This window comes from Trinickia sp. (assembly GCF_051954495.1).
GTDB lineage: Bacteria > Pseudomonadota > Gammaproteobacteria > Burkholderiales > Burkholderiaceae > Trinickia.
Window position 1 is genome coordinate 1 of the sequence record NZ_JBQCHR010000115.1, and the last position, 13,784, is coordinate 13,784.

12 protein-coding genes are annotated in these 13,784 nt (G+C 64.6%); 7 read left to right on the forward strand and 5 right to left on the reverse strand.

Features of this window, described 5'->3' with window-relative positions; genetic code table 11:
* On the reverse strand, positions 1–1,116 hold a 1,116-nt coding region (hemA, locus tag ACTHNR_RS15345; RefSeq protein ID WP_440548512.1), incomplete at its 3' end, for a glutamyl-tRNA reductase.
* Between the two features lie 243 nt (positions 1,117–1,359).
* On the opposite strand from hemA, the gene ACTHNR_RS15350 reads away from it, so the two are divergent.
* The 3 genes from ACTHNR_RS15350 to ACTHNR_RS15360 are packed head-to-tail and all read left to right on the forward strand — an operon-like array spanning position 1,360 to position 4,153.
* Positions 1,360–1,614 carry a hypothetical protein gene (locus tag ACTHNR_RS15350; protein WP_440548513.1) on the forward strand — a complete coding sequence of 85 codons (255 nt, stop codon included), beginning with the start codon at positions 1,360–1,362 and terminating at the stop codon, positions 1,612–1,614.
* 29 nt (positions 1,615–1,643) lie between these two features.
* A complete protein-coding gene (locus ACTHNR_RS15355) occupies positions 1,644–3,479 on the forward strand; it encodes an aminopeptidase P family protein (protein WP_440548514.1) in 1,836 nt (611 codons plus the stop codon).
* Positions 3,480–3,523: 44 nt separating this feature from the next.
* Complete coding sequence (locus ACTHNR_RS15360; RefSeq protein ID WP_440548515.1) at positions 3,524–4,153, forward strand: HAD family hydrolase; 630 nt, start codon at positions 3,524–3,526, stop codon at positions 4,151–4,153.
* A 6-nt stretch (positions 4,154–4,159) separates the two neighbouring features.
* On the opposite strand, the gene ettA is transcribed toward ACTHNR_RS15360, so the two are convergent.
* Both ettA and ACTHNR_RS15370 read right to left on the reverse strand, forming a co-directional pair.
* Entirely contained in the window at positions 4,160–5,827 is a 1,668-nt protein-coding gene (ettA, locus tag ACTHNR_RS15365) for an energy-dependent translational throttle protein EttA (protein WP_440548516.1), read from the reverse strand.
* Between the two features lie 205 nt (positions 5,828–6,032).
* Positions 6,033–6,686: a TetR/AcrR family transcriptional regulator gene (locus ACTHNR_RS15370; protein WP_440548517.1), complete on the reverse strand. Its 654-nt coding sequence runs from the start codon at positions 6,684–6,686 to the stop codon at positions 6,033–6,035.
* 100 nt (positions 6,687–6,786) lie between these two features.
* On the opposite strand from ACTHNR_RS15370, the gene ACTHNR_RS15375 reads away from it, so the two are divergent.
* Positions 6,787–8,073, forward strand: coding sequence for a glycosyltransferase (locus tag ACTHNR_RS15375; protein ID WP_440548518.1), 1,287 nt, complete (start codon positions 6,787–6,789; stop codon positions 8,071–8,073).
* Between the two features lie 62 nt (positions 8,074–8,135).
* Here ACTHNR_RS15375 and ychF read toward each other — a convergent pair whose 3' ends face one another.
* Together ychF and ACTHNR_RS15385 are read right to left on the reverse strand one after the other, a co-directional pair.
* Positions 8,136–9,230, reverse strand: a complete 1,095-nt coding sequence (ychF, locus tag ACTHNR_RS15380; RefSeq protein ID WP_440548519.1) for a redox-regulated ATPase YchF — start codon at positions 9,228–9,230, stop codon at positions 8,136–8,138.
* 268 nt (positions 9,231–9,498) lie between these two features.
* Positions 9,499–10,401, reverse strand: coding sequence for a hypothetical protein (locus ACTHNR_RS15385; RefSeq protein WP_440548520.1), 903 nt, complete (start codon positions 10,399–10,401; stop codon positions 9,499–9,501).
* A 162-nt stretch (positions 10,402–10,563) separates the two neighbouring features.
* Between ACTHNR_RS15385 and ACTHNR_RS15390 the strand changes: the two genes are divergently transcribed.
* From ACTHNR_RS15390 to ACTHNR_RS15400, 3 genes are all read left to right on the forward strand, one after another.
* Complete coding sequence (locus ACTHNR_RS15390) at positions 10,564–12,138, forward strand: sensor domain-containing diguanylate cyclase (RefSeq protein WP_440548521.1); 1,575 nt, start codon at positions 10,564–10,566, stop codon at positions 12,136–12,138.
* A gap of 86 nt (positions 12,139–12,224) precedes the next feature.
* Positions 12,225–13,316, forward strand: coding sequence for a GlxA family transcriptional regulator (locus ACTHNR_RS15395; RefSeq protein ID WP_440548522.1), 1,092 nt, complete (start codon positions 12,225–12,227; stop codon positions 13,314–13,316).
* Positions 13,317–13,455: 139 nt separating this feature from the next.
* Complete coding sequence (locus ACTHNR_RS15400) at positions 13,456–13,767, forward strand: cupin domain-containing protein (protein WP_440548523.1); 312 nt, start codon at positions 13,456–13,458, stop codon at positions 13,765–13,767.
* Positions 13,768–13,784 lie beyond the last annotated feature (17 nt).

Consider the following 13,784-nt stretch of genomic DNA (forward strand, 5'->3'; position numbering starts at 1 on the left):
GAGCATTTTCTGCGCGCGTTCGACTTCGGCCCGGCGCAGCACGTCGGCTTGCGTATGCATATGGCGGATGACCGGCACGATGCTGCGTGCGTCGAGCCATTGCATGAAATTCTGCACGCGCGTTTCGATAATCGCTTCAGCTTGCGCCACCGCGGCCTGGCGCGACGCATTGCCTTCGCGCACGATCGCGCCGAGATCGTCGACGGTGTAGAGGAATACGTCGTGCAGGTTGCCGACTTCCGGCTCGATGTCGCGCGGCACGGCCAGATCGACCATGAAGATCGGCCGATGACGCCGCGCCTTGACCGCGCGCTCGACCGCGCCCAAGCCGATGATCGGCAACGTGGACGCCGTGCACGACACGATGATGTCGAACTCATGCATGCGTGTGGGCAGTTCGGACAGCGGAATGGCGCGCCCATTGAAGCGTTCGGCGAGCCGCATGCCGCGCTCCGCGGTGCGGTTCGCGACCACGAGTTCGCGCGGTTGCTGCGCGGCGAAGTGCGTGGCGCACAGCTCGATCATTTCGCCCGCGCCGATGAACAGCACCCGCTGGCTCGAGATCTTGTCGAAAATGCGCTGTGCAAGCCGCACGGCCGCGGCCGCCATCGATACCGACTGCGCGCCCACGGCGGTCGTGCCGCGCACTTCCTTCGCGACCGCGAACGTGCGCTGAAACAGCTGGTTCAGATACGTGCCCAGCGCCCCGGCCTCTGAGGCCGAGCGCACGGCGTTTTTCATCTGTCCGAGGATCTGCGTTTCGCCGAGCACCATCGAATCGAGACCGGAGGCCACGCGAAATGCGTGCCGGACCGCTTCCGATTGCGGCAACGCATAGACGTGCGGCGCCAGTTCGTCCACCGAGAGGCCGTGATAGCTCGACAGCCATTGCAGGGCGGCGTCGCGCGCGGCGCGGTCGTCGGTGGCGCAGTAAAGTTCCGTGCGGTTGCAGGTGGAGAGAATCGCGGTTTCGGGCGCCGAGAGCGATGAGCGCCCGCGCCAAATCCCCTGGAAGGCGTCCAGCGCCGGTTTGAGCTGTTCGAGCGGAAACGCCACGCGCTCGCGCAACGCTACGGGCGCGGTGTGGTGATTGATTCCGATCGTGAGCAGTTGCATACGTGGGGTGCGGGTGGCCGCCCCATTCGGCGGGCGGCGCTCATATTTCAGCCGGTTATTATAGCGGTTCCACCCCGCGGCTCGTTGAGCTTGCGCAACCCGGCGCCCGCATGGGCGAGGGCTCGCGAGGACCGGGGCGACCACCTTGAATAAAGAAGACGAGAGATTGACCATGCGAATTGGCGGTTCCCCGCGCGGCCCCTCCTCCGGCGACGAAATGACGCATGGCGCGGGAGGACGCTGATGGGCTGGCCGGGCATCATCGTTCTCGGCCTCGCCGTCGGGCTCGCGGGCTGGTGGCTGCATCCGCTGCGGCGCGCCGCGCGCCAAGGCTTGCTCATTGCCTTGATAGCTGGCGTCGCGGCCGCTTGCACCGCGAAAATGGCGGGTAGCGTGTCCGGCCTCTTTCTCGACGGCGAGACGCTCGAATGGCCTTTCTGTACGGGCCTGGCCATCCTTGCCGTCGCCGTGGCGGTCGGCTTGGCTTCCCGTCGTTGAACCCAGCTTAACGTCTAATTTAACGTCCAATGAACGATCGTTCGATCCCTCCCGCTGCGCACGATTCATCCCATTCGCCTGTTGGCGGCCGCCTCGCCCGGCTGCGCGAGGCGATGGCGAGCGCGGGGCTCGCGGCTTACGTCATACCCTCGTCCGATCCCCATTTGTCCGAGTATTTGCCCGAACGCTGGCAGGGGCGCCAATGGGTATCGGGCTTCACGGGCTCGGCGGGCACGCTCGTCGTCACCGCCGATTTTGCCGGCGTATGGGCGGACAGCCGCTACTGGGTCCAGGCCCAGGCGCAGCTTGCCGGAACCGGCGTCGACCTGATGAAGCTGGATGCGGGGCCGCAGCAGCCGGCCCACGTCACTTGGCTCGCGCAGCGGCTAACCGCGGGCGCGCGAGTCGGCGTCGACGGCGCGGTGCTCGGTCTCGCGGCCGAGCGCATGCTGCGCGAGGCGCTCGTGGCGCGCGGGATCGAACTCGTCACCGGTCTCGACCTGCTGGAGTCGGTATGGACGGATCGCCCGACGCTGCCGACCAGCCCCGTCTACGAGCATGCATTGGACGATGCCTGCGTTGCCAGGGTCGACAAGCTGCGGCTCGTTCGCGCATCGATGCGCGAACATGGCGCCAAGTGGCATTTCGTCTCCACGCTCGACGACGTCGCTTGGCTCACGAATCTGCGCGGCGCCGACGTCAACTTCAATCCCGTTTTCGTCGCGCACGTTCTCATCGGCGAGAACGAGGCGACGCTCTTCGTCGGCGAGGGCAAGGTGCCGCGGCCTATCGTCGATGCGCTGGCCACCGACGGCATCGGCGTGGCGCCGTACGCGCAAGCGCCGGCGGCGCTTGCCGCGCTCCCGCCGGGCACCGCGCTCCTCGTCGACCCGCGCCGCGTGACGTACGGCCTGCGCGAGGCCGTGCCGGCGTCGGTGCGCGTCGTCGAAGCGGTGAACCCGTCCACGTTTGCGAAATCGCGCAAGACGCCCGAACAAGCCGAACGCGTACGCGCGACGATGGAGCAAGACGGCGCGGCGCTGGCCGAGTTTTTCGCCTGGTTCGAGAACGCGCTCGGTCGCGAAACGATCACCGAGCTCACGATCGACGAACGCCTGACGGCGGCGCGCGCGCGCCGAAAGGGCTTTATCTCGCCCAGTTTCGCCACGATCGCGGGCTTCAACGCCAACGGCGCCATGCCTCACTACCGCGCGACGGCGGCATCGCACGCGCGCATCGAAGGCGACGGCCTGCTCCTCATCGATTCGGGCGGCCAGTACGTCTCGGGGACGACCGACATTACTCGTGTCGTTCCCGTCGGTGCGGTCAGCGAGGCGCACAAGCGCGACTTCACGGTAGTCCTCAAAGGCATGATCGCGTTGTCGCGGGCACGATTTCCGCGTGGCATCCGCAGCCCCATGCTCGACGCGATCGCGCGCGCGCCGATCTGGGAGGCCGGTTGCGACTACGGCCACGGCACGGGCCACGGCGTGGGCTACTTCCTGAACGTTCACGAAGGGCCGCAGGTGATTTCGCATTACGCGCAGCCCGAGCCGCATACGGCAATGGAAGAAGGCATGATTACGTCCGTCGAACCGGGCGTCTATCGGCCCGGTCAGTGGGGCGTGCGGATCGAAAACCTCGTGCTGAACCGCGCTGACGGCGAGACCGAGTTCGGCGCGTTCCTCGCCTTCGAGACGCTGACGCTGTGCCCGATCGACACGCGTTGCGTGATGCCTTCGTTGCTGCGAGAGGACGAGCGGCGCTGGTTGAACGCGTATCACGAGATGGTGCGCGAGCGTGTCGGCCGCCATGTGTCGGGCGAGGCGAAGCGCTGGCTCGAGACGCGCACGCAACCGCTGTAGTTCGTTCGGGGGATTCGAACGTGGATTCGAAAGCGAGAGTCGATATGAAACCGAAGGTCGTCGTCTTCGATTTCGGCGGGGTGCTGATCGATTGGAACCCCGATTATCTTTACCGCAAGCTGATTCCCGACCCTGACGAGCGCCGGCGCTTTCTCACGGAAGTCTGCACTATGGACTGGGTGGTGAGGCAAGACGGCGGCCAGCCGATCGCGTTGGGCACCGAGGAGCTCATTGGTCGCTTTCCGCACGAGGCCGACCGCATCCGAGCGTTTTACGAGCGGTGGGAAGAGATGATCGGCGGCGTCATCGATGAGGGGGTGCGGCTCGTCGATCGGCTGGAGGCCGCCGGTGTGCCGCTGTTCGGGCTCACGAATTGGTCGGACGAAACGTTTCCCTACGCGTGGGAGCACTTCGGCGTCTTGCGCCGTTTCCGCGACATCGTCGTGTCGGGACGCGTGAAGCTCGTGAAGCCCGATCCGCGCATTTATGCCGAAACCTATGCGCGCATCGAGCGTCACGTGCCGGGCGTCGCGCCGAGCGAAATCGTCTTTATCGACGACAACGTCAAGAACGCGCACGCCGCCGCGGCTGCCGGCTGGCACGGCATCCATCACACGGATGCGCGGGCCACGGCGGCAAAGCTGCGCGAGCTCGGCTTTGCCGTTGGGGAGTGACCGCGGCTAGCGCGAGATGGGCTTGTAGCGAAGGCGCTTCGGCTTGGCGCCTTCTTCGCCCAGCCGCTTGCGCTTGTCCGCTTCGTATTCCTGATAGTTGCCGTCGAAGAACACGACTTGCGAATCGCCTTCGAACGCCAGAATGTGCGTCGCGATACGGTCGAGGAACCAGCGATCGTGCGAGATCACCATGACCGAACCGGCGAATTCGAGCAGGGCGTCTTCGAGCGCGCGCAGCGTTTCGACGTCCAGATCGTTCGACGGCTCGTCGAGCAGCAGCACGTTGCCGCCCGCGATCAGCGTCTTGGCCAGGTGCAGCCGGCCGCGTTCGCCGCCCGATAGGTTGCCCACGTTCTTTTGCTGATCCGAGCCCTTGAAGTTGAAGCGGCCGATGTAGGCGCGCGACGGAGTCTCGTACTTGCCGACCGTCAATACGTCGGCGCCGCCCGAAATCTCCTCGAACACCGTCTTCGAACCGTCGAGCGCGTCGCGGCTTTGATCGACGTAGGCGAGCTTGACCGTCGGCCCCATCACGACTTCACCCGAGTCCGGTGTTTCGCGGCCGGTCAGCATGCGGAACAGCGTCGACTTACCGGCGCCGTTCGGCCCGATGATGCCGACGATGGCGCCCGCGGGCATCTTGAAGCTGAGATTGTCGATGAGCAGCCTGTCGCCGTAGGCCTTGCTGACGTTCTTGAATTCAATGACTTCGTTGCCCAGCCGATCGCCCACGGGAATGAAGATTTCCTGGGTTTCGTTGCGCTTTTGGTAGTCCTGGCTCGACAGTTCCTCGAAGCGCGCGATCCGGGCCTTCGATTTGGCCTGGCGACCCTTGGGGTTTTGGCGCACCCATTCGAGTTCTTTCTTGATGGCCTTCTGCCGCGCCGATTCCGATGCTTCTTCTTGCTTCAGGCGGTCTTCTTTCTGATCGAGCCAACTGCTGTAGTTGCCCTTCCAGGGGATGCCGTGGCCGCGATCGAGTTCGAGAATCCACTCGGCGGCGTTGTCGAGGAAGTAGCGATCGTGCGTGACGGCCACGACGGTGCCCGGAAAGCGCGTGAGGAATTGCTCCAGCCACTCGACCGATTCGGCGTCGAGGTGGTTGGTCGGCTCGTCGAGCAGCAGCATGTCGGGTTTTTCGAGCAGCAGCTTGCACAGCGCGACGCGGCGCTTTTCACCGCCCGACAGATGCGAGATCTTGGCGTCCCACGGCGGCAGGCGCAGCGCATCGGCGGCCACTTCGAGCTGCTGTTCGGCGCTGCCGCCGTCGCTCGTCGCGAGAATGGCCTCGTACTTCGCCTGCTCGGCGGCGAGCGCATCGAAATCGGCATCGGGCTCGGCATAGGCCGCGTAGATTTCGTCGAGCTTCTTCTGTGCCTGAAAGACGTCGCCTAGGCCTTCTTCGACGGCCTCGCGCACGGTCTTTTCGGGGTCGAGCTGCGGCTCTTGGGGCAGATAGCCGATATTGAGGTTCGGCATCGGCGTCGCCTCGCCTTCGATGTCTCGATCGACACCGGCCATGATGCGAATGAGCGTCGATTTGCCCGAGCCGTTGAGGCCGAGCACGCCGATCTTCGCACCGGGGAAGAACGACAGCGAAATGTCCTTCAGGATTTGACGCTTGGGCGGCACGATTTTGCCGACCCGGTTCATGGTGAAGACGTATTGGGCCATGTGCGTGAATGAACGAACGTGGACGCCGGCTTCGCGAGCGAGGCGGCGTGCGGGTGAATGAAGGTGAAACGGGGAAGCGTGAGCGCCTGTCAGGCGACATTCTATCAACCGGCCCGAGCATGCGTCGCGGCATGCCTGCCGGCGACCGAAAAAGCGGCTGCCGGCGTGAGCGAAAGGCGCGGATGCCGGCGGGCGGCGCGTGTTCCTACTCGGGGTCGACGTCCGCGCGCGCGGGCGCACCGGCGCGCTGCATCGTTCCTTCCATGAAAAGCGCCACCATGTGTGCGAACTCCTCGCGTAGCGCGATCGTCGGCTCGAAGAGCCAACGCATCAGCGTACCGAGATAGAGGTGATGGAACCAGGTGGTCAGTTGGTTCGCGGAAAAGCGGCGGGTCATCTCCCCGCTCGCTTGCGCATCGACGATCAACGCGCGCCAGAGCAGGGCAATGTCGCCGCGATCGGTGGAAGGCGGTTGAGCGGGGGGCGCATCGCCCAGCGAGAGGAACCGATGGCGCAGATACGCGGCCAGGTGCGCGGGATGCCTTTGGCACCAGTCGGCCGACGCATCGAGTTCCACTAAAACACGAGAAACGAACCCTTGCCGCCGGTTCAATTCCGGCTGCAGGCGTTCGAGGTCGTGCTTGAGTTCCGCCTCGAGCCAATGCGCGAGCAACGCTTCCTTCGTCGGGAAGTGATTGTAGAGCGTGCGCTTGGCGACGTCGGCTTCGAGCGCGATCTGCTCCATCGTGACGCTCTCGTAAGGCTGCGAGTCGAACAGGCGGCCGGCGACGCCGACCAGATGCGCGACCATCTGCAAACGCTTACGCTCCCGGCGGCCCAGGTCCTCGACAGTTGTCATGCGCGGTTTTCTCTGGAAAAATGCACGATGTGCATTAATATACGTCGTATTCTATTTAAGTTGACGGGTAAGGCGTGCGCGAAGCTCGCCGACGAAAACCATGAAATTTACCGTAGTGACGTACGGGACAGAAGGCGATACGCGTCCTCTCGCCGCGCTTTGCCGCGCACTGATCGATGCGGGGCACGACGCTAGCCTGCTGGCGGACCGCGCCACGCTTCATGCCGCGCATGCCCTGCGCGTGCCATGCGCGCCGCTGTCCGGCGATATCAAGCAAGCGCTCGATCCGAACGAGGCGCTCGGTGCGATCGTCGGCAAACGCAGCGGCGCACAAGCGACGGCGCGCGCGCTGGCCTCGATCGCGGATGCTCATACCGGCGCGTGGATGCGAGAAGTGAAGGTCGCGGCAGAGGACAGCGACGCCATTATCTTGTCGGCACTTGCCTCGTTCGTGGGTTTGTCGGTGGCCGAGTGCCTGCGTATTCCGGCGATCGGCGCCTCGATGATTCCGATCACGCCCACGCGGGCGTTCGCATCGCCCTTCTTGCCGCCGGCGATCGTACCGGGCTTTCTCAACCGCGCAAGTCATACCTTCGTCAACGCCGCTATATGGCGGGCATTCCGGCGAGCGACAAATGCGGCGCGGGTCGACGTATGCGCGCTGGCGCCGCGCAAACGCGTCTGGACCGATCATCCGATCGTGTACGGCGTTTCCCGCGCGCTGCTGCCGCGGCCCGCCGATTGGCCGGAGCAGGCGCTCGTCTGCGGGCAATGGGCGGCGCCGGAGGCCCCGGCCGATTGGGCGCCCCCGGAAGCGCTCGCGCGGTTTCTTGCCGGGGGCGAGCCGCCGATCTACGTGGGCTTCGGCAGCATGGCCGGATTCGACCGTCGGCATTTGGTCAAAGCGTTGATCGAGGCGATCGGTGGGCGGCGGGCCGTGTTCTATGCGGGGTGGAGCGGGATCGATGCGTCCGAATTGCCGTCGAACTTCTGCGTCGTCGGCGATACGCCGCATGCTTGGTTGTTCCCGCGCATGTCGCTCGTGATCCATCACGGCGGCGCGGGTACGACGCACTCGGCCACGCGCGCGGGGGCGCCGTCGGTCGTCGTGCCTTTCGCGGGCGATCAACTCTTTTGGGCGGACCGGCTCAATCGGCTGGGGGCCGCCGCGAAACCGGTGGATGGAAAGTCGCTCGATGCGGGTGCGCTTGCGCGCGCAATCGATTTTGCTTCCGAGCCTACGACGCGCGCGCGAGCGGCGGAACTAGGCGCGGCCATGCGCGCCGAGGACGGGTTGCGCAGTGCGGTGGCGGCCGTCGAGCGCTGGACAGCGGCGGGGCGCGAGCTCAGAAGCGTCGGGATTTGCCCGGTGAACGCGGGTGCATAGAGGTGAACCCGTTTAACGCGCGCCTCTTCCCTGCCCGGGGTGGACCTCGTGCCGTGACTCATTCAGACGTTGAACAAGAAATTGAGCACGTCGCCGTCGTGCACGACGTATTCCTTGCCTTCGGCGCGCATCTTGCCGGCTTCTTTCGCACCTTGTTCGCCCTTATAAGCGATGTAGTCGTCGAACGAAATCGTCTGCGCACGGATGAAGCCGCGTTCGAAGTCGGTATGAATGACGCCGGCCGCTTGCGGCGCGGTATCGCCGATGTGGATCGTCCATGCGCGCACTTCCTTCACGCCCGCCGTGAAGTACGTCTGCAAGCCGAGCAGCTTGAAGCCCGCGCGGATCACGCGATTCAGGCCCGGCTCATCCATGCCCATATCGGCGAGGAACACTTCCTTGTCTTCTTCGGCCAAATCGGCGATCTCCGCCTCGATCGCCGCGCATACGGCGACGACGGGCGACTTCTCGGCTTCGGCGTACTTGCGCACGGCATCGAGATGCGGGTTGTTTTCGAACCCATCTTCCTTCACGTTCGCCACGTACATCGTCGGCTTGGCCGTGATCAGGCAGAAGGGCTTGAGCAGCGCCGCTTCTTCGTCGGATAGGTCGAGTGCGCGAATCGGCTTCGCGCCGTCAAGTTGCGCGCGCGCCTTTTCGAGCACGGCGGCGAGTTTGACGGCTTCCTTGTCGTTGCCCGATTTCGCGGCCTTCGCATAGCGCGTCAACGATTTTTCAACCGTCGCCAAATCGGCCAGCGCAAGTTCCGTGTTGATGACCTCGATGTCCGACAGGGGATCGACCTTGCCCGCGACGTGGATGACGTTCTCGTCCTCGAAGCAACGCACGACGTGCGTGATCGCATCGGTTTCGCGGATGTTCGCGAGAAACTGGTTGCCGAGCCCTTCACCCTTGCTCGCGCCCGCGACAAGACCGGCGATGTCGACGAACTCGACGACGGCCGGCAAGATCCGCTCGGGCTTCACGATCTCGGCCAGCGCCTTGAGCCGCGCGTCGGGCACTTCGACCACGCCGACGTTCGGTTCGATGGTGCAGAACGGATAGTTCTCGGCGGCGATGCCCGCTTTGGTCAAGGCGTTGAACAGGGTGGACTTGCCGACGTTGGGCAAGCCGACGATGCCGCATTTGAGGCTCATGGAAAACCTTTCATATCAAGCGCTTGCGGCGGATTGGCTGACGGCGCGATCTGCCGGCCGGCAGGGCGACGGGAGCCGCAAGATGCATTCGGGGAAGCGACGAAACAGGTGGAGCGCGGCGCAGGCTCGACGACTCACTGGGCGTTTCGTGCTCGAAAAGAGGTAATTGTAACGCTTTCGGGCACGCAGTTCGGCGGGGCGCCGCGCGGGCCGGAGCGATGGTGGAGGACCGCGGCTGGCGCGGCCCTTTTCGGAAGACGCCGCCGCCTTATTGCCCGCTCAATGCATTGCCGAGCAGCGTGTTGTCGTTAAACAGCGTTCCGTTGTCGCGAACAAGGTTGATCAAGTCTTCGGACTGCTTGATATACGCATTCTTCTGCGGGTCTCCGTTGGGCAGCGAGGCGATCTTCGGGCCGCTGACGCCGGGCGTCGTCAACTGCAAGAACCCGGTTTGCTGATCGACCTTGTCGAAGAGGCTCTGCAGTTTGGACTGATCCTGTCCGGACAGTTGCGCCTTGGCCGCGGCGCGGTCCGCTTGAGTCGCGCCGTGTTGATAAGTATCGATGTCGCCCCTGATTTTGGCGTCGAGCGCATTGACCTGTTTGATGAACGCGGGGGTGTCCGACAAGGAAATCACGTCGGGCTTGTTTCCGAACGCGAGCGCGTCCTGAACGTTCTGGTCTTCGAACGGGTTGGCGCGATCATAAGCGTCTTGCGTCAACGAACTGTTATCGGAAGGGTCGGCGGCGTCTGCGTTTTTTTCGTCCTGCGTCAGACGGCCTTGCAGATCCTTGCCGAGGCCTTGCGCCGCCTTTAAGAGGCTTGCCGAAACCTGACCTCGTTCGTTCGCCGCAGCGATTTTGAACAAGTGCTTCGAGAGATCGTCTTCCAATTGCGTCTGCTGCTTAATCAGCGCCTGCTTATCTGACTTGTCCGAAAATCCGTTGAATATGCCGCCCCACCCGTGCGTTGCGTTCGCGTCCTTATAATCTTTTTCCGTCACCTTCAGTGCGCTGAGCTTCTCCATGTCCGCTTGCGCCTTGGCGAAATCCAAACTTCCAACTTCGTAGGGTGAAGGTGCATAGCCGCCGCCAACCGATGCCAAACTCATTCCGATGCTCCTGTTAAAGAAAGAAAAACCGATACGTGAAACCGTGCGAAGTCGGCACACTTTAGTGAACGCATCTGAATGCGCCTAGGCTCAGATTTCGTAGTCTTCGGTAGCGATTGCCTTCGGAAAGCAGCGGCGCACCGCGACAACGCCGATGCTAAACTTGCGGGCGCGTGCGCCAACCGGCCGCGCCGATAGTCTTCTTTCTATCGTGGGACCGGCATGCAAGGGACAAGCGACGAAACGCAGGACGCTCGACTTACGCCGCGGGGCTTTGCCAGGCAACGATCGCGGCTCGATCTTTTGACGCCTCGCGCGATCGTCGCGGGGGCGGTGCTCATTGCCGCCTTCATGGTGACGCTGTGCGGCATCGTGGTGTTCCAGGCGCGGGCGGACGCGCTGGAGCGCGCGCGAGAGACCTCGCGCAACGTCGCGCTGATCGCCGAACGCGATATCGAACGTAATTTCGAGCTGTACGCGCTGTCGCTGCAAGCGGTGATCGACGGTATTAAGGATCCCGAACTAATGGCCGCCTCCCCGCGGCTGCGGCGCGAGGCGCTGTTCGATCGCGCTGCCACGGCCAGCTATCTCGGATCCATCCTCGTTCTCGACGCCAAGGGACAAGTGACGCTTGACTCGTTGAGCGAAACGCCTGCCGATCTGAATTTCTCCGACCGTCGGTATTTCACGATTCACCGCGATGATCCGAACGCGGGGCTTTACGTGAGCGACCCCTATCACTCGCGACTGCGGGCCGGTTCGCCCAGCATTGCATTGAGCCGGCGGATCTCTCAGCCCGACGGCTCGTTCGGCGGCATCGCCATGGTGGCGATTCAGCTGGATTATTTCCACAACCTGTTTTCCGGGCTGCAGCTCGGGCCGCACGGATCGGTCGCATTGATCAGCCGCGACGGAATCATGGTGATGCGCCAGCCTTACGATCCCAAGGTCATCGGGCGCGACATCAGCCACGCCAGCACCTTCCGCCAATTCCTCTCGGCTCCCGAGGGCAGCTTCACCGATGTGTCGACGCTTGATGGCGTGCACAGGCTCTACTACTACAAGCAGCTTGCCCATCTGCCGCTCATCATCATGGTGGCCGAAGCCGAGTCGGATATTTACGCGACGTGGACGCGTCGCACGCTCGTCATCGGCTCGCTCTTGGCCGCGTTCGCCGCGGGTTTCGTCGCGCTTGCGTTCGTATTGGCGGCTCAATTGCGCCGGCGTATGCGGGCCGAAACAGAGTTGGCCTTGCTCGCGCGCACGGACGGCCTGACCGGGCTCAACAATCGCCGCACGCTCGGCGAAATCCTCGATCAGGAGTGGCGGCGAGCGAGGCGAACCCGCAGCGTCTTCTCGCTGCTTTTCGTCGATGTCGATCGGTTCAAGGCCTACAACGATGTCTATGGCCACCAAGCGGGGGACGACGCGCTCACCGCGGTCGCCAAGTGTATCGGCGAACACCTGCGCCGGCCGGCCGACAGCGCGGCTCGCTATGGCGGCGAAGAATTTCTCGTCGTCCTGCCCGACACGGCCCCGCAAGGCGCGGCTGCGATCGCCGAGGAGATTCGGATCGCCATCAGCGAGCTCGGGATCGAGCATGTGGCGAGCGAGTACGGGCACGTGACGGCAAGTATCGGCGCGGCGGCGTGGACGCCCGAGACCGACGGCGACGTGACGGCCGTCGTGAGGGCGGCCGATCAGGCGCTTTACGACGCTAAGGCAACGGGACGCAACCGGGTCACGCTGTCCGACGGGCAACCGCTGCACGCGGCGCACGCCGGCGCGACGGGATGAGCGAAGCGGCCGGCGGCCGGGCCGAGCCTCCAATCGGCGCACCGCGGCGTGCGCGCCGCCCACCCGGCGTCCACACTGCGCCCGCTGTGCGGAGACAGGCTATCTTCTTCGTCGTACCTGCCCACGCCATGCTGCTCGACATCGCGGGGCCCGCCGACGCGCTGCGGCTCGCTTCGACGGTCGGCGCTTGCCGGCAGGGCGAAGCGATGGCAGGCGAGGGCGAGCCGCACGGCCATGTGCACTTCGATCTGCATTTCATCGGCCCCGCGCCCCATGCGCCGACCTCGATAGGCTTGCCGTTTTCCGGCATTGCGCCGCTCCCCGAGACTTTGCCGGCCGGCGCTATCGTCGTCATCGTCGGCGTGACGCGGCCCGAGGACGCGGCGGGCCGGCGCGAGGCCGATGAGGCGGTCGACGCGACGGTCGCTTGGCTTGAGCGCTTGATGGGCGAGAAAGCGCGGCTCGCGTCGGGGGAACTGCGTGTGTTTTGCGTGTGCGAGGGGGCTTTGATCGCCGCGCGGGCCGGCTTGCTCGACGAGCGTCGCTGCACGACGCATCACACGTTGTTGAAGGCGTTGGCCGATATTGCGCCGCGTGCGAAGGTGCTCGAAAACAGGCTTTATGTGACCGACGGCTTCATCAGTACGAGCGCGGGCATCACCGCCGGGATCGACATGACGCTGCAGATGATTGCCGAGCTCGCCGGCCCGCGCACGGCCTCGCTTGTCGCGCGCGAGATGGTCGTCTACATGCGGCGCGCGGGCGGCGATCCTCAATTGTCGCCGTGGGTGGCGGGGCGCAATCACCTGCATCCGGCTTTGCACCGCGTGCAAGATGCGATCGCCGCCGATCCGGCGCGCGACTGGAGCGTCGAGGCCATGGCCGATGTCGCCTGCACGAGCGCGCGTAACCTGACACGTCTTTTCGGGCGTTATGCAGGCGGCCAGCCGCTCGACTATGTTCACCGGTTGCGTGTGGCGCTGGCGCGCGAGTTGATCGCCCATTCAACGCTCGACATGGAGACTGTGGCCGCGCGCGCCGGTTTCGGTTCCGCACGACACATGCGGCGGGTCTGGGCCAAGTACGATGCCGAGTCGCCGTCCGCCGTTCGCGCCCGCGCGCGAGTGGGCGAGGTGCTCGAGGCGCGCACCGTGCGCCGAGGGCCGCGCGCGGGGTAACTTCTTTCGTGGCCGAATCGGTCCCAAGTTTGTCTCGAACGATGGTTTTTTTGGTAAGCGCGCTGTCCAACAATGATCGTGCGGCGCCAATCGTCGGCGATTGGCGCTTGGCCATCGTTTATCTTGTCAGGACACACCAATGAAATTCATCGAAAGCCGCGCCTTCACACCCGAGCGCGCCTGGGACGCACTCGATATCGCCAACCTGGGGGGCGTCACGGTCCGCCTGCATTGGACCGATCAGCCGTACAAGTGGCACACGAACGACGGGGAGGAAGTGTTTGCGGTCATGGACGGGCAGGTGCGGATGCACTATCGCGAAAACGGCCAGGTGCACGCGGTGCTGATGAACGCGGGCGACATCTTTTTCGCGTCGGCCGGCACGGAGCACGTGGCGCATCCGGTCGGCGAAGCGCGCGTGCTCGTCATCGAAAAAGAAGGCAGCGTTTGACGATCGAGGCGAACGCG